Annotated in this window: 23 protein-coding genes; 4 read left to right on the forward strand and 19 right to left on the reverse strand. The window is 59.8% G+C overall.

From position 1 onward, the window contains the following. Window positions 1-9 precede the first annotated feature (9 nt). The 5 genes from glyA to AAF739_13965 all read right to left on the reverse strand — a co-directional run bounded on the left by glyA (window position 10) and on the right by AAF739_13965 (window position 4,661). Window positions 10-1,323 carry a serine hydroxymethyltransferase gene (glyA, locus tag AAF739_13945; protein ID MEM6383770.1) on the reverse strand — a complete coding sequence of 438 codons (1,314 nt, stop codon included), beginning with the start codon at window positions 1,321-1,323 and terminating at the stop codon, window positions 10-12. A gap of 213 nt (window positions 1,324-1,536) precedes the next feature. Next, window positions 1,537-1,827, reverse strand: coding sequence for a hypothetical protein (locus tag AAF739_13950; GenBank protein ID MEM6383771.1), 291 nt, complete (start codon window positions 1,825-1,827; stop codon window positions 1,537-1,539). A 2-nt stretch (window positions 1,828-1,829) separates the two neighbouring features. Further along, window positions 1,830-3,119 (reverse strand): L,D-transpeptidase family protein, encoded by a 1,290-nt coding sequence (locus AAF739_13955; protein MEM6383772.1) that lies wholly within the window; start codon window positions 3,117-3,119, stop codon window positions 1,830-1,832. 310 nt (window positions 3,120-3,429) lie between these two features. Then, window positions 3,430-3,885, reverse strand: a complete 456-nt coding sequence (locus AAF739_13960; protein ID MEM6383773.1) for a MarR family winged helix-turn-helix transcriptional regulator — start codon at window positions 3,883-3,885, stop codon at window positions 3,430-3,432. Window positions 3,886-4,199: 314 nt separating this feature from the next. Continuing rightward, window positions 4,200-4,661 (reverse strand): DUF6163 family protein, encoded by a 462-nt coding sequence (locus AAF739_13965; protein MEM6383774.1) that lies wholly within the window; start codon window positions 4,659-4,661, stop codon window positions 4,200-4,202. A 132-nt stretch (window positions 4,662-4,793) separates the two neighbouring features. Here AAF739_13965 and hemB point away from each other — a divergent pair, with 132 nt between their 5' ends. From hemB to AAF739_13985, 4 genes are all read left to right on the forward strand, one after another. After that, window positions 4,794-5,813 (forward strand): porphobilinogen synthase, encoded by a 1,020-nt coding sequence (hemB, locus tag AAF739_13970; GenBank protein MEM6383775.1) that lies wholly within the window; start codon window positions 4,794-4,796, stop codon window positions 5,811-5,813. A gap of 123 nt (window positions 5,814-5,936) precedes the next feature. Next, complete coding sequence (locus AAF739_13975) at window positions 5,937-6,473, forward strand: RDD family protein (protein MEM6383776.1); 537 nt, start codon at window positions 5,937-5,939, stop codon at window positions 6,471-6,473. A 102-nt stretch (window positions 6,474-6,575) separates the two neighbouring features. Next, window positions 6,576-8,408, forward strand: coding sequence for an SLC13 family permease (locus AAF739_13980; GenBank protein MEM6383777.1), 1,833 nt, complete (start codon window positions 6,576-6,578; stop codon window positions 8,406-8,408). A 15-nt stretch (window positions 8,409-8,423) separates the two neighbouring features. Beyond that, window positions 8,424-9,173 (forward strand): arginyltransferase, encoded by a 750-nt coding sequence (locus AAF739_13985; protein ID MEM6383778.1) that lies wholly within the window; start codon window positions 8,424-8,426, stop codon window positions 9,171-9,173. Between the two features lie 227 nt (window positions 9,174-9,400). Here AAF739_13985 and AAF739_13990 read toward each other — a convergent pair whose 3' ends face one another. The 14 genes from AAF739_13990 to AAF739_14055 form a co-directional block, all read right to left on the reverse strand. Continuing rightward, entirely contained in the window at window positions 9,401-10,045 is a 645-nt protein-coding gene (locus AAF739_13990) for a ferric reductase-like transmembrane domain-containing protein (GenBank protein MEM6383779.1), read from the reverse strand. Between the two features lie 2 nt (window positions 10,046-10,047). After that, the gene (locus AAF739_13995) at window positions 10,048-10,551 is read right to left on the reverse strand and encodes a twin-arginine translocation pathway signal (protein MEM6383780.1); all 504 of its coding nucleotides are present in this window, start codon (window positions 10,549-10,551) and stop codon (window positions 10,048-10,050) included. Between the two features lie 129 nt (window positions 10,552-10,680). Beyond that, on the reverse strand, window positions 10,681-11,160 hold the full coding sequence (locus tag AAF739_14000; GenBank protein ID MEM6383781.1) for a DUF1203 domain-containing protein: 480 nt from the start codon (window positions 11,158-11,160) through the stop codon (window positions 10,681-10,683). Window positions 11,161-11,267: 107 nt separating this feature from the next. After that, window positions 11,268-13,529, reverse strand: coding sequence for a DNA topoisomerase IV subunit A (gene parC / locus AAF739_14005; protein ID MEM6383782.1), 2,262 nt, complete (start codon window positions 13,527-13,529; stop codon window positions 11,268-11,270). Window positions 13,530-13,627: 98 nt separating this feature from the next. Beyond that, window positions 13,628-14,797 carry an alpha-hydroxy acid oxidase gene (locus AAF739_14010; GenBank protein MEM6383783.1) on the reverse strand — a complete coding sequence of 390 codons (1,170 nt, stop codon included), beginning with the start codon at window positions 14,795-14,797 and terminating at the stop codon, window positions 13,628-13,630. Window positions 14,798-14,970: 173 nt separating this feature from the next. After that, window positions 14,971-15,759, reverse strand: coding sequence for a transporter substrate-binding domain-containing protein (locus tag AAF739_14015; GenBank protein MEM6383784.1), 789 nt, complete (start codon window positions 15,757-15,759; stop codon window positions 14,971-14,973). Window positions 15,760-15,795: 36 nt separating this feature from the next. After that, window positions 15,796-16,503 (reverse strand): amino acid ABC transporter permease, encoded by a 708-nt coding sequence (locus AAF739_14020; GenBank protein MEM6383785.1) that lies wholly within the window; start codon window positions 16,501-16,503, stop codon window positions 15,796-15,798. Then, a complete protein-coding gene (locus AAF739_14025; protein MEM6383786.1) occupies window positions 16,500-17,177 on the reverse strand; it encodes an amino acid ABC transporter permease in 678 nt (225 codons plus the stop codon). Before AAF739_14025 ends, AAF739_14020 begins: the two co-directional genes overlap by 4 nt. 116 nt (window positions 17,178-17,293) lie before the next feature. Beyond that, window positions 17,294-18,007, reverse strand: coding sequence for a DNA repair protein RecO (gene recO, locus AAF739_14030; GenBank protein ID MEM6383787.1), 714 nt, complete (start codon window positions 18,005-18,007; stop codon window positions 17,294-17,296). Between the two features lie 64 nt (window positions 18,008-18,071). Further along, the gene (gene era, locus AAF739_14035; GenBank protein MEM6383788.1) at window positions 18,072-19,046 is read right to left on the reverse strand and encodes a GTPase Era; all 975 of its coding nucleotides are present in this window, start codon (window positions 19,044-19,046) and stop codon (window positions 18,072-18,074) included. After that, window positions 19,043-19,738, reverse strand: coding sequence for a ribonuclease III (rnc, locus tag AAF739_14040; protein MEM6383789.1), 696 nt, complete (start codon window positions 19,736-19,738; stop codon window positions 19,043-19,045). Before rnc ends, era begins: the two co-directional genes overlap by 4 nt. Continuing rightward, window positions 19,728-20,489, reverse strand: a complete 762-nt coding sequence (gene lepB, locus AAF739_14045) for a signal peptidase I (protein ID MEM6383790.1) — start codon at window positions 20,487-20,489, stop codon at window positions 19,728-19,730. Before lepB ends, rnc begins: the two co-directional genes overlap by 11 nt. A 218-nt stretch (window positions 20,490-20,707) precedes the next feature. Beyond that, on the reverse strand, window positions 20,708-21,112 hold the full coding sequence (gene acpS / locus AAF739_14050; protein MEM6383791.1) for a holo-ACP synthase: 405 nt from the start codon (window positions 21,110-21,112) through the stop codon (window positions 20,708-20,710). Beyond that, on the reverse strand, window positions 21,109-21,723 hold the full coding sequence (locus tag AAF739_14055; protein MEM6383792.1) for a DUF2062 domain-containing protein: 615 nt from the start codon (window positions 21,721-21,723) through the stop codon (window positions 21,109-21,111). The genes acpS and AAF739_14055 overlap by 4 nt, the downstream gene beginning before the upstream one ends. Between the last annotated feature and the right edge of the window lie 6 nt (window positions 21,724-21,729).

A 21,729-nucleotide genomic window follows, 5' to 3' on the forward strand; every position in this document is an offset into this window, starting at 1 on the left:
GCGAGCGGCTCAGGCCGCGTCAGGGTAAATCGGGAACCTGTCAGTCAGCTCTACGACCTTAGCCTTCACGGCCTGCTCTGTGAGCGTATCTTCGTCCGAAGCGTTTTGTGACAGAACGTCCAGCACCTCCGCGATCATGTCGCCAACCTGCTGGAACTCCGCAACTCCGAAGCCGCGGGTCGTGCACGCGGGAGAACCAAGCCGCACACCAGACGTCACGAAAGGCTTCTGGGGATCGAAGGGCACACCATTCTTGTTGCAGGTAATGCCAGCCCGCTCTAGGGCCTTCTCCGATACCTTCCCGGTCAGCGATTTAGGCCGCAGATCGACAAGCACAATATGATTATCAGTCCCACCAGACACGATATCGTAGCCGTGCCCTTTCAAGGTTTCCGCAAGCGCCTTAGAGTTTTCCACGATGTTCTTCGCGTAAAGCTTGAACTCTGGGCGCAGCGCCTCGCCAAACGCCACTGCCTTCGCGGCGATCACATGCATGAGCGGCCCACCCTGCAAGCCCGGGAAAACAGCCGAGTTTATTTTCTTCGCGATCGCTTCGTCATCGGTCAGAATCATCCCGCCACGCGGGCCGCGCAACGTCTTGTGGGTTGTCGTGGTCGCGATATGCGCATGAGGGAACGGGCTTGGGTGCTGGCCACCGGCAACAAGGCCCGAGAAGTGCGCCATATCGACCAGAAGGATTGCGCCAACTTCATCGGCGATCGCACGGAACCGCGCGAAATCAAACTGCCGCGAATAGGCCGAGCCGCCAGCAATGATGATCGTGGGCTTGTGTTCACGCGCCAAGGTCTCAACTTGATCATAATCGAGCAGGCCATCGTCCTTGCGAACGCCGTACTGGATCGCGTTGAACCATTTGCCGGACAAGTTGGGCGGCGCGCCGTGGGTCAGGTGTCCACCAGCATCAAGGCTCATGCCGAGGACCGTATCGCCGGGCTTGGCGAGGGCGAGCATGACCGCCTGGTTGGCTTGCGAGCCGGAGTTGGGCTGAACATTGGCGAAGCCGCAACCGAACAATTGGGTGGCGCGCTCGATGGCCAGCCGTTCTGCAATATCGACGAAGTGGCAGCCACCATAATAGCGGCGACCCGCATACCCTTCGGCATACTTGTTGGTCATGACCGAACCCTGCGCTTCAAGCACCGCCCGGGAGACGATGTTCTCGGACGCGATCAGCTCGATTTCGTGCTGCTGGCGACCCAGTTCGCCTGCGATGGCTTGCGCAATTTGCGGGTCGCTGGCCGCTAGACTGTCTGAGAAGAACGTCGGGTAGAGACCCTGAGGATCGTGATCGGTGATGGCCATACGGCATGCCCCTGTATCTGGGAGATCGGAACGGCAGGCCACGGATCTCAGCATACAGACCCCATGACCGTCCAGTTTTGCAACGCGATAGCACACGAGCTTTTGCGATCAAACCCGCCGGTCGGAGCAACCTGGTGCTTTTCGCGCGGCGGATTGTCCGAAACGAATTTACCCGCTCATGACACCGGCTTTGGCTTTCGTCTCTTAAGACGCCTAGACGAGGCGTCCTCGCCGCATGCCTTCGCCGTCGTCCGGGTCTTCTGGCCGGTCAGACCGACTGCCTGAATCAAGCGCAAGGCGACGCTCGAGTTTGGCGATCGCGACCGCTTCGATACGGTGACGCGGGGCGTTGGCGGGCGCCGTGAAGATCACTTCGGCGCCCGTCAACGAATCGATCGCCGCGACCCGCAGTGCCTTATCGACCGTTGTCAGCTCTAGGTAGACTTCACCGGGCGCTGGGCGCCGCGCTGAACCACCGCTCGAACCTGTCCGATCAGTGGCCAACGCTAGCCGTTGCTTGAAACCAAGGATGGCAGGCCATCACGACCGTAAATGTCTTCGCGGAAATTCACGGTACCATCTGTGGCCGCCCAAGCCGTGACATAGTTGATATACAGCGGCGCGGGGTTGGCAACATTCACGTCGATGCGCTCGCCAGCCTGAATAACCTGGTCAATTCGCTGACGGCTCCAGCCCTCGGTGTTGGCCAACAGCCATGTCACCAGCTCGCGCACATTCTGCACGCGAACACAGCCCGACGACAGGAAGCGGTAGTCATCGCCAAACAAGGATTTGTCGGGGGTATCGTGCAGATAGACCTGATGCTCGTTGTGGAAGTTGATCTTCACCGAACCGAGCGAATTGATCTCGCCGGGATCTTGCCGGAACATGTAGCGGGTCGCTTCGTCAGAGTTCCAGTCCACCGTCTCGGGCGGCAATTCCTGAGCACCCGCTCCCCAACTGGAGAAGATCCGAATATTGTTCTCCGCAAGGTAGCTCGGGTTTTCCTGCATCAACGGGATCAGATCGCGCCGGATGATCGAAACAGGAACGGTCCAGAACGGATTGAAGTTGAGCTCATGGATGCGGCTATCAAGAATGGGCGTTGGCCGATCTACTTTACCGACGATTGCGGTGTGGCGGGTGGTCACGCGGCCATTGTTGATCGCTTCAAGTGCGGCTGCGGGGATGTTGACCATCACATAGCGGTCGCCAAGAAAACCGGACATGGACCGAATGCGCACGAGATTGGTTTCAAGCTGGCGGATGCGCGCGCCGATCGGCACGTTCATTGCCGCAAAGCCTTCAGACCCGATGATACCGTCGATCACCAGACCATGGCGGGCCTGAAAACGACGCACGGCGGAATCGACGTAGGAGTCGAAAATGTCCGAAATACCCCATTGCTGGGCCAGATCGCCGGACGTGATCAGACGGCGTCGCAGCTCGCTGACATTCGGATGGCGCACGCCAAGTTTCAGCACCTGATCGCGCGGAACCAGCGGCCAGCCGCCACGGTTCATCATATCGGTATGCTGACGCAGAGCGGTCTCGATGTTCACAGCGCTTGCCGGCGAGAACATTGGTTCGGTAGACGCCAGCGGCACCTGACCCGATGCGGTCGCGTCGAACTGTTGGCCCCAGCGCGATGTGCTCTGGTTGATACGTTGGTCAAGGAGCGCGTCGATTGCCGACTGCTGCGCTGAAGCGGCTCGCAGCGCGAGCGCTGAAGCGCCTAATCCGAGCCCTGCCGCCAGAACTTGTCGGCGCGTCTTGGCATGCTTGATACGATCCATGGGGACCTTCCCGTTGATGACTTGGGCGACATAGTCGATCTCATGTCGCTTCACTCAGCCGAGATTATCGCCTGAGGATGATTAAAAGCTTATTTAGTATGTGTTTGCCTCCAAAACAGTATGGCCGCAATAAGGACAACTGCACGTTCCGGTCACAAATACGTAACCGGCTTCGTCTTGTGCGGGTCGCAGCGCCTTATCGAAACCAAAAACCCACACCAACTCGCCGTGTCGGCAAGCTGATGTGGGCTTTTGTACAGGCTAGCGCGGGGCATCCCCACCCCCGCGCAAACCGCAAGCGATGGCCGTCCTAAAGACGATAGAGAATCTGGTCGGTCCAGAAACGCTCCAAACGCTGAAGCGACTTGTTGAGTTTCGAAAACTCTTCGGTCCCCAATCCGCCGACCTTCTCGATCGAGATCAGATGACGCTGATACAGCTCCGATACGATGTTCGCGATCTCGTGACCCTTCGGCGTCAGGCTTACGCGGACGGACCGGCGGTCCATGCGCGAACGCTGGTGGGACACAAAGCCGAGATCGACGAGCTTCTTGAGGTTGTAAGAAACGTTCGAACCCAGATAGTAGCCGCGCGTGCGCAACTCACCCGCAGTCAATTCCGAATCACCGATGTTGAACAGCAAAAGGGCCTGAACGGCATTGATGTCGGAACGACCACGGCGGTCGAACTCATCCTTGATAACATCGAGCAAACGACGGTGAAGCCGTTCAACCAGATGCAGAGCCTCCATGTAGAGTGGCTCGATATGTTGCTCCTGCTCATCCTCAAAATAAGCAGAGACCGACGATCCAGGGCTGGCGGAGCCGATCGTGGCGGTGTTGGACTTACGCATTGAACTTGCCTCACTGTTGCTCCCGGATGTCTCTCCGGTGATGACGAGGAAGCTAGCAGCGAGGCCTAAAATCGCGCTTAAACGCTTTGATTAATTTCATATTTCTCCGATGATTACAGAAAGAACCCGTTCACCAATTGCGGTGAGGAAACTCTAACCGCAGTCGGTGGGTAGCCGTTAATCTTAGCCATTGAGGGTTCGGAAAGGCTGGCCCAGCCGCAAAGCAATCAAATCGTCGCCTGAGCACGAACCCCGCGCCGCACAATCAAGGCCATGACAATGTAAGCTGTAACGAGGACGCCATTTGCCACCACAACGAACGGCCGGACAGCAGCAAGCTCGGGCACGAGAAAAAATAAAAGTGCATCGAAAGCGACTAGGACCAGCCACAAGACCGCTCCCCAAGCCGCCAGCAACCACAGGCCCAGACCTGCGATCAAGCTCGCCACCGCAGAGCCCGCAAGCAAAGCAAATTCGAGATCGCTCTCTACGCTGAGGGCATAGGCTGGGGCCACTTCAGGCATAAGGCCGGTGAAGCAAAACCAGATGTACAATCCTCGGGCAATCAACAGCACGCCAACGCCACGCAACATGATGTAAAACCAGCGCTCTGTCGGGCGCTCAGGTGCTGGCGACGCTGACGTGACGCGGATAGGCTCAAGCGGCTGCGGAGAGAAACTTCTTGGCATCAGCTATCCAACACTCTGGAGCCTGTTTTCATTATCGAAACGCGCCCATTGGCTCGCTTGTCGTTGGCTGGGGCGACTGCTAGCACCCCAACAACGGCAGGGGATAGGGCCCCGCACGAAAGGTCATGACAGATGGATAAGCACGGCGCGCGCGAACTGGTCAACACGGTCACCGGTGGCCGGCGAATGCGTCGCCGCAGAATGCACGGCTGGCTGCGCGATCTGGCGCGCGAAAACGCGTTGACGGTGCACGATCTGATCTGGCCAATCTTTCTCACTGACGGGTCTGGGCATAGTGAGCCAATCCCCTCAATGCCCGGCGTTTCAAGGGTTTCTCCCGATCTTGCGGTCGATAGTGCAAAACGCGCCGCTGACCTCGGCATCCGTGCGATTGCGTTGTTTCCCAACACCGATCCGGCCCTGCGTGATCCCATGGGAACCGAGGCGCTGAACCCCAACAACCTGGTGTGCCAGGCTTTGCGAGCAATCAAGCAACTCGATCTTGAGGTCGGGCTTATCACCGATGTCGCCTTGGACCCCTATACAAGTCACGGACATGATGGCGTCTTCGCCAGCAATGACCGCGACATCGATAATGACGCATCGGTCGCACAACTCATCTTGCAAGCGCAGGTTCTCGCAGAAGCCGGCTCCGACATGATTGCACCGTCTGACATGATGGATGGTCGGGTTGGCGCGATCCGCTACAGCCTCGACGCTGAGGGGCACACAGACCTGCCGATCATGGCCTATGCGGCGAAATACGCCTCCGCTTTCTATGGGCCTTTTCGCGATGCCGTAGGCGCGTCAGCAACGCTGCAAGGTGACAAGCGGACCTACCAGATGGACCCGGCCAATGGAGAAGAGGCGGAAGCCGAAGTGGCGCTTGATATTGAGGAGGGAGCGGACGTTGTGATGGTCAAACCGGGCATGCCGTACCTGGATATCGTTCACCGGGTAAAGGCTGCATTTGGCGTTCCAACGACAGTCTATCAGGTGTCCGGCGAGTTCGCGATGATAGAAGCGGCAGCCGCCAATGGATGGATTGATCGAGAGCGTGCCATTCTTGAGAGCCTGATCGCGTTCAAACGAGCCGGGGCGGATGGCATCCTCACCTACTTCGCGCCCGAGATAGCTCAAAAATTACGCTGAGGTTTTACCGTTCGGTCACCCTGAAGGCGGCCTTCGGTTTACCTAACAATCCTTGAATCGCCGAAAATCCGTTACCAAGTTTAGGGCAACGTTCACCATCGCAACCGGACGCGTGCCTTTTTTATGGATCAAACCAGCTCCCCTCGCCCGCCTATTTTGCCACTCGATGACAGCCCGAACGGCGCCACCTTTGCCTTCGATCCAGCAACCCAACCGTGGCTGTTCGACGGCGTACGAACGCGACGCATCTTTGCGTTTCTGCTCGATTTGGTGGTTTTGAGCGTCTTCACGGTCATCGCGGTGTTTGTCATCGGTATTTTTGGTGTGCTGACACTGGGGCTTGGCTGGCTGCTCTATCCCATTTTGTTGCCGCTGATCGCGCTTGCCTATATCGGCCTCACCATGGGCGGGCCAAAATCGGCAACACCGGGCATGCAGGCGATGGGGATTGAAATGCGCCTTTGGCATGGCGGGCGAATGTATGGCCTGATTGCGATCGTCCACGCGCTTATCTTCTATTTTTCTTTGGGTACGGGTCTCCTATGGGCCATACTCCTGGGCTCGAGCCTGTTCTCCTCTACGAAACGCTGCCTCCACGACGTGTTGCTCGGCACGATCGTTATCAACAATCAGCAGCGTGCCGCGTCCCTGCAGGCCTGAACGTCCTCCACAAGCTTACCTGGACGCAAGCCAACGGCTTGCGCTCAGCATCGAGATTGCCCATGGTCCCGCCGCGAAGGTCATCGGCGAGAGGGCAGCTGATTGCTCGGAATTGAAGTCTGGCTCGTCTATGTGATCATCGGCGGGGCAATCGTTGCTTACGCGTCGGATCGGTGGTCGATCGAGTTGGTCTCGCTGGGCGTGCTTGCCGCTCTTCTGATCCTGTTTTCCGGGCTCTCCGCCTTTGGCCCTGCGCTTGTGGCAACCGGCATACCCGTCGGACCATCGGTGACTGGAGACCGTCTGGAGGAAAGCCTTCTTCTGGAGGGGTTTGCCAGCCCTGTCCTGTTCACGATTCTCGCCCTACTGGTCATTGGTCAGGCTCTTTTCCAGACTGACGCCCTCGCCCCGGTAGCACGCCTTGCAAAGCGCGTCGGCGGCAAGCACGAAGTGCTGACGATCATGGGCCTCATCGTGACCGCTGGCATCGCCAGCGCGTTCCTGAACAACACGCCGGTGGTTGTTATGTTGCTGCCGATCATTGGCGCGATGGCGGCGAAACTGCCTGGTGGGGTCAGGCCTTTTCTAATCCCCCTGTCGTTCGCGACCATTTTGGGCGGAACGACGACCTTGATCGGGTCCTCAACCAACCTTCTGGTCGCATCCGCAGCCGATCAGGCCGCCGACTATTTCGTCGGGCTGTTTGACCAAACCATGATCGCGCTTCTGATGATCCTGGCAGCGATACCATACGTGCTATGGGCTCTGCCCCGTGCCCTTCGCGATGATGCCAGCCCGATGCAGCCATCGGGCTTTCGCGGCAAGCAGTTCATTGCCGAACAAAGGCTGGTCGAGGGACACCGGCTCGTCGGAGCTCGGGCGACCCATGGCATGTTCGCAGATCTCAAAGATATCACCGTGCGATCGGTTCGCCGCGGCCCAAGGCTGTTTCTGCCACCATTTGAGGACCTCGAGCTTCGGCCCGGTGACACAGTCGTGGTCGCCGCCAAGCGCGATGAGCTGGTCAAGGCGTTCGTTGCTTCTGCGCCAAACGAAGAGCAGGCTGGTCGTCGCGTCTCGTCCGTCCACGCCTCTGAAGCGATGCTTGCGCCCGGTTCCCGCTTCATCGGTCAGAGTATTGAGGTGATCGGTGCCTATCTCGGTGCAGGGCACCAGCTGCTCGGCGTTGAGAGGCGCGCCCGCATGCCGCGTGTTGCGCTCGATGCGTTACGGCTGGAAGCTGGTGATGTGTTCCTGCTTGCTAGCAGCGATGAAGCGATGGACAAGCTGCGCGGTCAGCGCGACTTCCTCGTGCTGGAGGAATCGCGATCAGAGATCAGCAACACCGCAAGGGCGCCATTTGCTTTGGGCCTTTTCGCCGTTGCGATCGCGCTTGTGATCTTCGGTGTTGTCGATCTGATGGTGGCAACCGTCACGGCGGCCTTCGCAATGGTCGCAACCCAGTGCCTGAACATCCGACAGGCCGTCCGTGCGGTCGACTCGCGCATCGTCATGATGGTGGGTACCGCTCTTGCGATGGGCTCCGCGCTGCAAGTGACCGGCGGTGATACGGCAATTGCGAGCGCGGTCATCTTCATCGCCGCCGAAGCGGGTGCCACCGCCATCCTGTCAGCGTTCTTCCTTGTGATCGCGCTGCTGACGAACATCTTGTCAAACAATGCGACGGCCGTTCTGTTCACGCCCATCGCCCTGCAACTTGCAACCGATTTGTCTTTACCGGCCGAGCCTTTCGTGATGGCGGTGATCCTTGCGGCCAACTGCTCGTTCGCAACGCCCATCGGGTATCAAACCAACCTGCTTGTGATGGGACCTGGCCATTATCAGTTTTCGGACTACCTGAAGGCCGGTGCACCACTTGTTTTCATCTATTGGCTTAGTTTCACACTTCTGGCACCTTGGTACTACGGACTTTGAGGCTGCTCCCCCTTCATGACCAAGCATCCGCTTGATACCCCGACCTTCTATCTGACCGCCGCGACCCCGTGTCCCTATCTTCCGGGCAAACGCGAGCGGAAGATTTTCACCCATCTGGTGGGGTCCGGCGCGCGCGAGTTGCACACGATGCTGTCGATGGGTGGGTTTCGGCGTTCACAGAACATTGCGTACCGCCCCGCCTGCGAGGGCTGCAACGCCTGCGTGTCCGTCCGGGTACGGGTGGACGAGTTCAAGCCCACCAAGTCGATGAAGCGCGTCCTGAAGACAAACGCCGACATTGTTGGATCAGACGAGGAGAACAAGGCCACCAGCGAGCAGTATTCGCTGTTTCGCGATTATCTCGATGCGCGCCACGAAGATGGCGGCATGGCGGAGATGAGCGTGCTGGACTACGCGATGATGGTCGAAGATAGCCATATCGATACGCAGATCGTCAGCTACCGGACGCGTACGCCGTTGAGCCTCGAAGGCCCCGACAAGGATGGTGGCGATTTGGTTGGTGTCTGTCTGACCGACCAGCTCAATGACGGCCTGTCGATGGTCTACTCGTTCTTCGACCCAGCGTATGAGGCACGGTCGATGGGGACGTTCATGATCCTCGATCATATCGCCCGCGCCCGCAAACTCGGGCTGCCGTACCTATATCTCGGCTACTGGGTCGATGGTTCACAGAAGATGGATTACAAGGCTCGCTTCAAACCGCAGGAGCATCTGACGCCCGGTGGGTGGCGGAGCGTTGGGTAGGGGCGCCAAAATAGCAGCCTGCCTTCAGCGCCCCTGGCGATAGGTGATCGTGTCTTCGGCACCGCTCAAGACTTCAGGCGTTCATCGCCATAACAGTTTTGAAGCAAACATCGTTAGCTGGTTTGGTCATCACCTAAATCCTGTTCTGAAGGGTCCGTATGTGGTGTGTTGGTGAGCGCGCGGCTCGATTGAATCCTCGAACGGTCACGGGAAGACAATTTGAAGCTTTAGGGCGACTTTGCTTTGCGCCTCCCCCCGATCTGCTTCAATCGCGGCAGAACGACAAACCCGCCCGTCAGCGCAACAAGCGTGCAGATCAGCACCTTTGACAGCCACTCCATCGTCCCCTCGATCAGGAGCGCATGGGCAATGGCGCCAGCGATAATCACCAGCGACAAGGCGAAGTGGACTGCCTGCCAGGTTCGGCGGCGCAGACGGCTGCGAAGCAGAACCAGAAAGACCGATCCCAGAAGCGCCCACATCGCGATCACGCCCCAGAGCGAGAACGGCGTGGGAGACCGCAGCAGAAGCGCATCGACCACATCGGGCGGGCTGGTGATCCAGAGGCCGCCGACATGCACAAGGGTCGCCGCGGCCAAGGTCAGCCCCAGCGCGATATGCAGGCGCCGCGCCGAGATCGGCTTGAGCCCGGGCAGCCATCGCGCCGCCAGTAGCGGCTGCAGCAAGAGGAGCGGCAAAGTCATCACGCCAGCGAATCCAGCCACGATGTAGATGGGATCACGCCATTGCAATTGCGGGCTCATCGACGCCGCCGCAACCGGAACAGCAACTGCAACCGCAAGCCCCGCCCAGATCAGAATGGTGCGTGCGCGTCCGCTCCGCCGGACAGGGGCAGCGGTGTCAGTCGCCAAACTCAGGCCGGCTGCAGCACGAAATCGGCGTGAAGGGTTGTGTCGCTAGAACTGGACATCACCGGACGCAGAAACACGGTCTCGAAACCGCCGCCGCCATGCTCCGCATCGTAGGCCAGATGCCCGTGCGCCTGACCGAAGGCAGGAACAATCTGCGGCATATCCATCTGGAACCGCCCGTCCGCATCCGTCAGCGTCGCGCCATGGCTGTGCCAATCACGCTCATGACCCTCGGTGGTGTGGGCCCAGATCTGGATGCGTTGGCCTTCAAGCGGTGCACCATCGCCCGCACGGCGCACGGTTCCGGTCATTAGAAACCCGCCGCCGCCAATGCGCTCGACGATCGGCGCGCCGGGCCGGTAGTTGTTCGACCCGCCGCGCATCGACGGGGTTGCGGCAACGCTCTGCGCGCGCGCCTGGGCGGGAAGCAAGAGGCTTGGGCCTGCGACGGCCAGCGCGGCGCCACCTGCCAGAATGGTGCGGCGATTGAGATGATCTGTGCTCATGACACGTGCTCCAAAAGGGGTTTGGCGTCACCGTAGAGGCGAACTATGGCCGGTTTATTGCGGCCTGTCTTGCCTCAAGAGTTGGCCCGTTCCGGCCCACTTTCAAGCCTCGGGTGGAGGAACCTCGTCTCACACGCACTCTCCCACGCGCGTCACGGCGGCCGCGAAACAGCCCGGCTTGGCGTTATGCAGATGCACATAGGCAATCTGAGGCTTGTCGAACAAAACGCGCAAAGCCGCCGGGAGTTGATCGCCATCCATTACGTCGGCCTCAATCATCATATGCTCCGCGTTGAAGGCACGCACCGAGATCAAGCGCGATGCCAGCACGTCTGGGACCTCGTTCACCTGCGGTTGCGCAGTCGCCGCACCTTCGCGGACAAAGATCGCATGGCTTGCCTGGTACGGGCTGCTTTTGGGTTGATGGATATAGTTGACGAGGATCACCGTCTCGCCCACCTCCGCGTCCTTAAGGCTTACGCGGCACGGCGTACCGGGCTTCGATTGCACGGTCTGCCTGATCGCGTTCTCCGCGCGCAGGTCAGCATCGCTGAGTGAAAAGAGCGGCTCAAACTGCTCCGCCGCCAGCGCGTGTATCTGAAAATCCATCGCTGCCTCCATCCGTCGTCGAGATGGGAGGGATGCCCAGGTGAGCGCATGCGCGCCACCCGTTTTCGAACCTTAGACCGTTCCAAAAAGGCTGCTCAGGCCTGATTTCACCTGAACCGGTTGTTCCGCGGGAAGCCTTGCGGGGCCATGCGCCCGGCCTGCGCGCGCTCACCGCGCCATTCGGCCATCTCGTCCATCGAGCGGTTGTGCTGCCGCCCGGCGCTGTCAGACCATGTGAGGCCTTCGTCCGCCTTGAAGGTGGTAACGTCCGAGACGCCACCATCCCTGTAACGTTGCAGCCGCACGCCCTTGCCGCGGGCCATTTCCGCAACCTGCGCGATCGGGAAGATCATCAGTTTGCGGTTCTCGCCAACTACCGCGACCATGTCGCCCTCAACCGGCACGGCGAGCTTCACCTCCTCGGGCTCCTTCAGGTTCATCACCTGCTTGCCCTTGCGGGTGTTGGCGACGATGTCCTTCTCCGGCGCCACGAAGCCGTAGCCCGCGCCGTTCACAACCAGCAGCTTTCGGTTCGGATCGTGCACGAGCAGCGCCACCACATCGTGGCCGGCTTCAAGGTCGACCATGATGCGCAGCGGATCGCCGTGGCCGCGTCCACCCGGCAGTTTGTCGGCGCCCAGCGTGAAGACCCGGCCACCGGTAGAAACCGCGACCAGCTTGTCGGTGGTCATGGCTTCAATGGTCAGCTTCAACCGGTCGCCTTGCTTGAAGTCGAGCCGCGAGAGATCGGCATTGTGACCCTTGAGCGCCCGCACCCACCCCTTCTGGGAGAGCACGACGGTGATCGGCTCGCGCTCGACAAGTGCGGCGTCGAGGTCAGACAGATCGAGCGATGGCGCGGATGCGAAAGTTGTGCGCCTGCGCCCAAGCTCAGACTCTGGATTATAATCCTTCCGCAGCGCCTTAATATCCTTGCTGATCCGCGTCCACTGACGTGCTTTGGAATTAACGAGGGCCTCAAGCCCGGCCTGCTCTTCAAGAAGACCTTCCTGCTCCTTGCGGATCTCCATTTCTTCAAGCTTGCGCAGTGCCTTGAGCCGCATGTTCAGGATAGCTTCAGCCTGCACATCGTTGAGGTCGAAGGTCGCCATAAGCTCCTGTTTGGGCTCGTCCTCGTATCGAATGATGCGGATCACCTCATCAAGATTGAGGTAAGCGATGATGTAGCCGGCAAGCAGTTCGAGCCGCTTGGCGATTTTGCCCAAGCGGTGGTTCGAGCGGCGGATCAGTACCTCACGGCGATGATCGAGCCACGCACCGAGCACCTCGCCCAGCCCCATCACGCGCGGTGTCTGCCGCGCATCCAGCACGTTCATGTTGAGCGTGATCCGCGCTTCGAGCTCCGTCAGCCTAAACAGCGACTCCATCATCAATTCGGGGTCGACATTGCGGTTCTTGGGCTCAAGCACAAGACGCATGTCCTCGGCGCTTTCATCGCGCACATCCCCCAGCAGCGGCAGCTTCTTCGCCAACAGCAGATCAGCAATCCGCTCGACCAACCGACTTTTGACCACGCCATAAGGGATTTCGGTGACGACCACCGTCCACGTGCCCCTGCCCTGATCTTCCTTTTCCCAGCGCGCCCGAACGCGGAAGCCGCCGCGTCCGGTCTCATAGGCCTGCAAGCGGCTCTCTTCATCGTCGACGAGAATGCCGCCGGTTGGAAAGTCGGGCCCGGGCACCAGCTTGATCAGCTCGGCGGTCTCGAGCTTGCGATTATCGATCAGCGCCAGCGCTGCGTCGCACAATTCGGCGACGTTGTGCGGCGGGATCGACGTCGCCATCCCAACCGCAATGCCCTGAGAGCCGTTGCCCAAAAGGTTCGGGAAGTTCGCGGGCAGAACGACAGGCTCTTCTTCGGAACCGTCATAGGTTTCGCGGAAATCGACGGCGTCTTCATCAATGCCCTCGAGCAGGCGCGTCGCGACATCCGTCATCCGCGCTTCGGTGTAGCGCATCGCCGCGGCGCTATCGCCATCAATATTGCCGAAGTTCCCTTGCCCCTCGACAAGCGGATAGCGGACGGCAAAATCCTGCGCGAGACGCACCAGCGCATCGTAGACCGACTGGTCGCCATGCGGGTGGTACTTACCGATGACATCGCCGACAACGCGGGCCGATTTCTTGAAGCTCTGATTGGGGTCGAGCTTCAGCTGCCTCATCGCGTAGACGAGCCGCCGATGAACGGGCTTCAGCCCGTCGCGCACATCGGGCAGTGCGCGCTGGGTGATGGTGGACAGGGCGTAAGCGAGGTAGCGTTTTCGGAGTGCCGCTTCGAGGTCGATGGCCTCGATGCCATCATCCCCGTCATCGTCCCCGCCGCCGGTGCGAATCGTTAAATCGGACATACCTCAGAAATAGGCGGAGTGCGGAACCGGAACAAGCAAGACGGCGCCGGTCACGTCGGCAAGTTGTGGCTAGCCGCTCTCAGCTATCTCCATTCCAATCACGCCAGCCCGTTTCCGCCCTGACGCCAACGCAGATTGTCCCGGCTCAGCTGGTCGAGCTTGGTGATACCCATCAGCTTCATGTCGCGCTCGATCTCTGTCCGGAAATTGCCCAGCGCTTTTTCGACACCCGCCTGACCCGCGCCCGCAAGGGCGTACAGATAGAGCCGGCCACCGGAGCAGGCCTTGGCGCCCATCGACAGCGCCTTAAGCACATGGGTGCCACGCTGGATACCGCCTTCGCACACGACATCGAGTTTATCGCCCACAGCATCGCAGATTTCGGCAAGCTGATCGAAAGGCGCGCGCGCGCCATCCAACTGACGGCCCCCATGATTGGAAACCATGATCCCGGTGCAGCCGATGTCGACCGCCCGCTTGGCGTCTTCCACCGACATGATGCCCTTGAGCGCAAACTGACCGTTCCATTGCGCGCACAGCTTTTCTGCGTCCTTCCAGTTCATCGACTGGTCGAGCATGGTTGAGAAATAGTCGCCGACCGAAACAGCGAGATTGGTCCCCTGGCTGACATGGCCGGACAGGTGCGGCATGTCGAACTTCTCTTTCGTCAGGAAGTTCCACGCCCACATCGGATGCGTTGCAAAGCTTACCAGCGACGATGGCGTCAGCTTGGGAGGCGATGTGAACCCGGTGCGCAAATCGCGCTCTCGGTTGCCGCCGGTGATCGTATCCACGGTCAGAGCCATGACATTGAACTTCGCCGCGCGCGCCCGCTCCAGCAGCGCGTCGTTCAAACCCCGATCCTTGTGGAAGTAGAACTGGAACATTTTCGGTCCCGGCGCGAGTTTGGAAATTTCCTCGACGGGCACGGTGGCAAGTGACGAGACGCCGAACATGGTGCCGAACTTGGTCGCCGCCTTCGCTACGGCTCGTTCGCCCTCGTGGTGGAACAGCCTCTGGAGGGCTGTAGGCGCGCAGTAGATCGGCATGTCGAGTTTTTGGCCCATGACCTCGACACCCATGTCGACCTCTTCGACACCGGCCAGAACGCTCGGGACCAGATCGACATCGTCGTACGCCGAGGTATTGCGGCGGTAGGTGACCTCATCATCGGCGGCGCCATCGATGTAGTGGAAGATGGGCCCGGGCAGGCGTCGTTTCGCAAGCCGGCGAAAATCATGAAAGTTATGGCAAGACGCAGCACCCACGTGGAAACCCCTTCTCGATACAGTCGGCAGACCGATAGTTGCGAGAACGGGTCAGCGAATCCGGGAGTTAAGTCAATAGCCTTAGCCGAGCCAAACGGCGCACTTGGATACCGAAAGATCAGCTGAGCCCCTCATCAACGGCAAGGGGTCCAGCTGGGTTTCACAGGGTCGGCTTAGAGGGTCGGAAGCGGCGGCAAGGGCTGCCCAAGATGCTCTTCAGACAGCTCATTGAGCTGACCGCCCAGTGTCTTGTGCAGGATAAACACGTTCACCCACAAAAGCAGATCGAGGTTGCCCTTCTTGACCCCGATAAAGGCGGGCGATTCATTGATGATGAACTTGGTTTCAACATCGAGCTCCGGGTTGTCGGCGGAAAGCTGCGCCGCCACGGTGTTGCCGGTCACCAGCACGTCGACTTGACCGGACACAAAGGCTGCCAAGGTCGCCGCGTTGTCGCCGAACCGGACCACATTCATATCCGATGGACCATCTTCGGTGATCGCGAGGTCTTCGAGGGTGCCACCGGTAACGCCAACGCTCATACCAGCCAGGTCAGCCATGGTTTCGATGGTCTTGTCGGAGCCTGCAAAAGCGCCAGAGAAAAATGGAGCGTAGGCGCTCGAAAACCAGATCGACTTTGCGCGCTCGGGATTGGCCCCCATCGACGAGATGACGAGATCGACCCGGTCGGTCTCCAGGAAGGGGATACGCTGCTGCGAGGTCACTGGAACCAATTCGAGTTCGACGCCCAAGTCCTCCGCAATAAGCGTCGCCACATCGACATCGTATCCGACATAATCGCCTTCAGGTCCAAGCGAGCCAAACGGCGGGAAGCTCTCCGGGATAGCAATCTGGATTGTGCCCTCTTCCAAGATTTCTGCGAGGTCTGCAGATGCTGGCGCGACCGCGACGAACGCAGTTGCCGTCAGGGCGATGAGCCCGGTTTTTATGGATGTCCACATAGTAGTACTCCCTGTCGAGTATGGTGGGTTGGCTGCTCAGGCAGCGGACGGCACATCTTTTTTCGAAGCGCTGCCAAGACGGCGCTCCAAACGGCGTGACCAAACCGAAAGCGGAAAACAAAGGGCGAAATAAATCAGGGCCATCAGCGGGTAGATGACGAAAGGCTCGGTGCCTTCGACGGGCGCATTAGCCCACCGTTTGCCGACGTTCATGAGGTCGTGGAAGCCGATGATGAAGGCAAGCGAGGTGCCTTTGATGATCTGCACCATGAAGCCCACGGTCGGCGCCAGCATCAGCTTGACCGCCTGCGGAACGATGATCAGCCGCACCACGGCGAGAAACTTGAGCCCAACGGCCCGGCCCGCTTCCCACTGGCCAGACGGAATCGCCTCGATCGCGCCGCGCCAGACGTCAGAGAGATAGGCACTGGTGTAAACGATCAAAGCAATCGACGCTGCGAGCCACGGGTCGATATCAATGCCGAGCAAACGCGGAACCCCGAGGCCCAAAAGGAACAACAGCATCAACAGGGGCACCGACTGGAACGTCCAGATGTACCCCGCCGTCAGCGCTTTCGCGCGCCTTGATGGTGAAACACGGGCAAGCGTGACCAACAGGGCAACGAAACCTCCACCGATAAAGGCTATCAGAGACAGGTAGATCGTGAACTGTGTGGCTTCGAGAAGCTGGAAAATCACGATACCGAACGGCCGGCCCAGTACATCACCAAACAGATCCCTCATCGCGCACCCACCCAGGCAAAGGTGAAGCGATGAAGCTGGGCGAGCATCGCCTTAAAGGACAGGGCGATCGCGACATACATGATCGTCAGCGTGATAAAGACCTCAAAGGACCGAAAAGTCCGGCTGTCGATGAACAAGCCGGCATAGGTCAGGTCAGTGACGCCTATTTGTGCAATGATGCCCGTTGTCAGAAACAGAAAGATGAATTGGCTGTTGAGGGACGGATAGGTTGCGGCGATCGCCTGAGGCAGCGAAATCTTGAAGAAGATCTGACGCTTATGGAGCCCCAGTGCCATAGCCGCCTCGATCTGCCCTTTTGGCAGGCTCGCAAGGCCGGCACGAACGATCTCGGCAAAATAGGCTGAGAAGTTGAGCGTCAGAGCAAGAGACGCATGCGCCCAGAACGGCCACGCGTAGCCAAAAAGCAAAGGCAGACCAAACGTTACGAAAAACAGCTGAACAATCAGCGGGGTGTTGCGAATGAAATCGACGTATGCGGCTGAAACCTGAGCGGCAACGGGCAACTCAAAGTGCCGAACGGAGGCAAGGCCGATTGCGAGCGCGAAGCCTGCGAGACCGCCAAACAGTGTCAGTGCAATCGATAAACCCGCACCCTCAATCAGAAGCTGCACATATTCGGGATTGCGGTAAATTTCAAAAAAACGAAGGTCCAAACAGTACGCTCCCCTGCGAACTCAGGCAGCAACAATTGTGCCATCCTTGGCCCGCCACATCGCAAGACGTTCTTACGCGCCATCTATACCGGTGAGCGCGATCGGAAGCGGTGGTGTTACCCCGATCGACTGACGAGCGTCTCCCGCCCATCCGGCGGCCTGACGCCCCGTGGCACCCACACGTCCCGTTCGAGGAAGAAGCCTGTAAGCGCGAACGCTTTTGCGATATCGCCCTGTACCAGCCAGTCCAGCGAGCCGCGCAAAAACGCGGGCAGCGCCAAAAGCTTGTCTTTATAGGGTTCCCCTGCTTCGGCGCAGACCGCCCTGCCCGATTTCGGTGACACGTAGATCAGGTTGTCTCGCGTGCCCGTGCCCGCGCAGGTGCTGAGATCAAGACCAAAACCCAGCTCTTCAAGCAGCAACAGTTCGAACCGCGCAGCAAGGGCCAGCAGCGTGGTGCGATCGTCGACATTCTCCAATATCAGTCCGAGCATGTCGTGCAGCCGGGCATGCGGGTCACGCTCAGGCAATAAGCGCAAATGGGCCGCGCACAATTGGATGACGTTGAGCGCCGTCGGCCGGTTCATGAGGTCCGCCCCGCGAAGCCTTTCGCCTTCGACGGTGAAATTCCCCAGATGCTCATCCAGGCGCGCACGCCATGTTGCCGAAAGGCTGTTGCCCGCCTGAAGGAGAGGAGCCATGCGCCGCGAGCGCCCGCCGCGGACCAGACCAAGATGACGGCCTTTGTCGCGGGTCATGACCTCGAGGATGACACCCGCCTCGCCATGCTTGCGGGTTCCCAGCACGATCGCTGATGCGGTCCATTCCATCGACGCTTGTTCCGTCTATCGCCTCTGCCCATGCACAGCCGGTAACGACATAGGTGCGCGCTCCCTACCCTGTCGACAGATCGAGCCCGATCTCGTTGAGACGCTCGGGATCCGTCGTCCAGTTTGGGCGCACTTTGACGAACAGGAACAGGTGTACGGGTGCCTCGACGGCCTCGCCGATGGCTTTGCGGGCCTCGGTGGAAATCCATTTGATGGTTGCGCCGCGCTTGCCCAGTACGATTTTTCGCTGGCTCTCCCGTTCCACATAGATCGTTTGCTCGACCCGGTGGCCCTTTTTCGAGGTCTTCCAGTCTTCCGTGACCACGTGGGAGACGTAGGGCAATTCCTGATGCAGGCGCTCGTAGAGCTTTTCACGGGTGAGTTCCGAGGCGAGCATGCGCATCGGCAGATCGGACAGTTGGTCCTCAGGATAGAGCCATGGGCCGGGCTTCATTGTTTCGCGCAGCTTATCGACGAGCGTATCCAGCCCCTCACCTGTGGTGGCGGAAACCGGAAACGTCTCGTCGAAGGCAAGCTTTGTGTTGATGTCCGCAATCAGAGGCAACAGGTTTGCCTGGTCCATCTGATCGATCTTGTTCAGGATCAGCCATTTCGGCCCACCAAGCTTCTGCAAGTCTTCAAGCGCAGCTTCGACAATCTCCGTCAGGCCCTTGGGCGCGTCGATCACAAAACAGATGCACTCCGCGTCCTTCGCACCCGACCATGCCGTTTGCACCATCGCCCGGTCGAGTGAGCGGCGGGGTTTGAACAGTCCTGGGGTATCGACGAACACCACTTGGGTCTCACCGAACATGCCGATGCCCCGGATCAAGGCGCGCGTTGTCTGAACCTTGTGCGAGACGATGGCGACCTTTGCGCCGACCAAACGGTTGAGCAAGGTCGACTTGCCAGCATTGGTCGGTCCCATCAGCGCAACGAAACCTGCGCGCGTGTCCGCTTGTGGGTCGGCCACGTCGCCCTCATGGGTCGGCCATATGGCCGGGCCATCGTCGGCCCGTCGGTCGGCCTTGCCGGTCATGGGCGGTCAGCCTCCCAGACACCGTGTTCGATAAGCATCGCGAGAGCTGCTGCCTGCTGCGCGTCGCGCTTGGACTTGCCCGAGCCAGACACCGGCTGAACGCCATCGACGTGGACCGCGATCTCAAATACCGGGGCGTGGTCGGGCCCAGCCCGGCTAGTCTCAACGTAAGCGGGCGTCGCCTTGAACTTGCCGTGCGCCCATTCCTGGAGCGCGGTTTTCGGGTCGCGCCGCGCTCCACCCGCCTCATCCATCATTCGCGACCAGTGACGCTCGATGAACGTGCGCGCGACCTCCAGCCCTGCGTCGAGATACAGCGCACCGATCAGCCCTTCGCAGACATCGGCCAGAACGGCGCGGGCGGCGCGGGTATCGCTGCGCATATCGAGATCATCAGTCCGAACATGCTGATCCACGCCGAGGCCCCGGGCGATCAGCGCGCAGCTTTCGGCCCTGACAAGATGATTGAGCCTGCGCGCCAGCTCACCTTCGTCGGCTTTGGGATAGCGCGCCATCAGAGCGTCGGCTATCACAACGGCGAGCACCCGGTCACCGAGAAACTCAAGCCGCTGATAGGTGCTATCCGCTGCAGAAGCCCCGCTGCCGAAGCTCGCATGGGTCAGAGCGCGCTCAAGCAAGCTCCGGTCGGCGAAGTGATGGCCCAGCAGGCTTTCAACGCCCTCAAAGTCCATCGAAAATTCGGCCGAATCGGGCGTCGGACGGCCAGCGCCAGATTTGCCACGGCGATGACCCTTCACGCATCGAGAAGAAGATGAGGTCAGCCCGGCCAACGAAGTTCTCAAGCGGGACATACCCCACCAGGGCCGTCCGGCTGTCCGACGAGTTGTCCCTGTTATCGCCCATCATGAAGTAGTGGCCCTCGGGCACGATGAACGGCTGAGAAGACGTATCGAGCATCGAGTTTTCGATCAGGTCGAGCACCCGGTAGGTGACGCCGTTGGGCAGCGTTTCCTCGAACTGGGGGACCGTCTGGCCGGTGTCAGGATGGACAAAGGGATCGACTGGCTCGCGCGGAACCGGTTCGCCATTCAAAATGATCTGACCGCCCTCCAGCTCGACCACATCGCCCGGCAGTCCGATCACCCGCTTGATGTAGTCGGTCGATCCATCGGACGGCAGCTTGAAGACCGCGATGTCGCCGCGCTCAGGATCGGAACTGAACAGGCGTCCTTCGAAAATGTCCGGACTGAACGGCAAGCTGTGGCGTGAGTAGCCGTAGGCGAACTTATTGGCGAACAGATAGTCGCCAATCAGCAAGGTGCCGACCATCGAACTGGACGGAATGACGAAGGGCTGAAAAAGAAGCGTTCGGATGACCAGCGCGATAAGAAACGCCTGAAATAGAACAACGACCGTATCCCACAGCTCGCTCTTCTTGGGCTGCTCTTCGGTCGTGTCATCAGCGGATCCGTGCTCGGCCATGGGTATAAACCTTGTGCTGCCCAGTTGGATGTAAAGCCCCTGTCGCGCCTTCGCGCGGAGCCATGACTCATCGAAGCGGGGTACGTCGTTTGGCGGTGATGTCGGCGCTTGGGGGCGTTAAGTCAACATATGATCGCTTAGCCCTGTCGCCTGCAGGTCGATTGCGCCACAATCGTGGCACTGGGGCAACCAGCACACAACGGTCGATTGGCCTCAAGCTATTGCGGCTTCGGCAACGCCTCGATGATCACAAAAGCCTGCGCCCATGGGTGGTCGTCGGTGATGGTGAGATGAATGCGCGCTTCATGGCCGTCAGGCGTGAGAGAGGCCAGACGTTTCGCCGCTCCCCCTGTGAGCTTCATGGTGGGGGCGCCCGAGGGAAGATTGGCGACCCCCATATCGCGCCAGTAGACCCCGTGGTTGAGGCCCGTACCCAACGCCTTGGAGCAAGCCTCCTTGGCCGCAAACCGTTTCGCATAGGATGCAGCGCGCATACGGCGGCGATCGGACTTACGCCTCTCGATCTCCGTGAACACCCGATGCGTGAAGCGCTCGCCGAAGCGCTCGATGGACCTTTCAATTCGATCAATATCGCACAGGTCCGAGCCCAATCCGATGATCATCGGTCTTCCCCAGCTTCGGCGGCGGCCATGCTGTCGCGCGGCAGACGACGCTTGGTTTTGAAACGCGCGCGGCGCGCGCTGCTGTACCCGACAACCGTCCAATAGGTCACAACGAACATGCCGGCCGCAGCCGTCAGCCCCAATGGCACGCTGCCGACAAGCATCGGTTTCATGATCGGCCACGCGGCTTCAAAAAAACCGCCAAGCCCTTCGATGGTGAGACCGCTTGGCTTTTCCAGTTCCACAATTGGCGGTTGCTCGTTCACATTGACCGGAGAGCCAAGCATCACCTGCCCGACCCGGTAGGTGAACGCCCAGATGAAGGGGAATGTGATCGGGTTGCCGACAAAGGTGCCCAGCGCTGCAGCGATCAAATTGCCGCCGAACAGCCAAGCCAGGGCAAAGGCAGTCAGAAAGTGCAGCCCCAGAAGGGGCGTGAACGAAACAAAGGCCCCGCACGCGACGCCCATCGCGATGGCCCGTGGCGAGGCGTTCACGCGCTTGATCCGCTTCAGAACATACTGCGTTGAGCGGGCAAAACTCCGGCGGGGCCAAAGCCATAGACGGGCAGTTTCAAACCAGCTGGGCGTAGAACGGCGACGAAACAACATGATCGG

It is taken from the genome of Pseudomonadota bacterium, from assembly GCA_039024915.1.
Taxonomy (GTDB): Bacteria; Pseudomonadota; Alphaproteobacteria; order Rhizobiales; family MH13; genus MH13.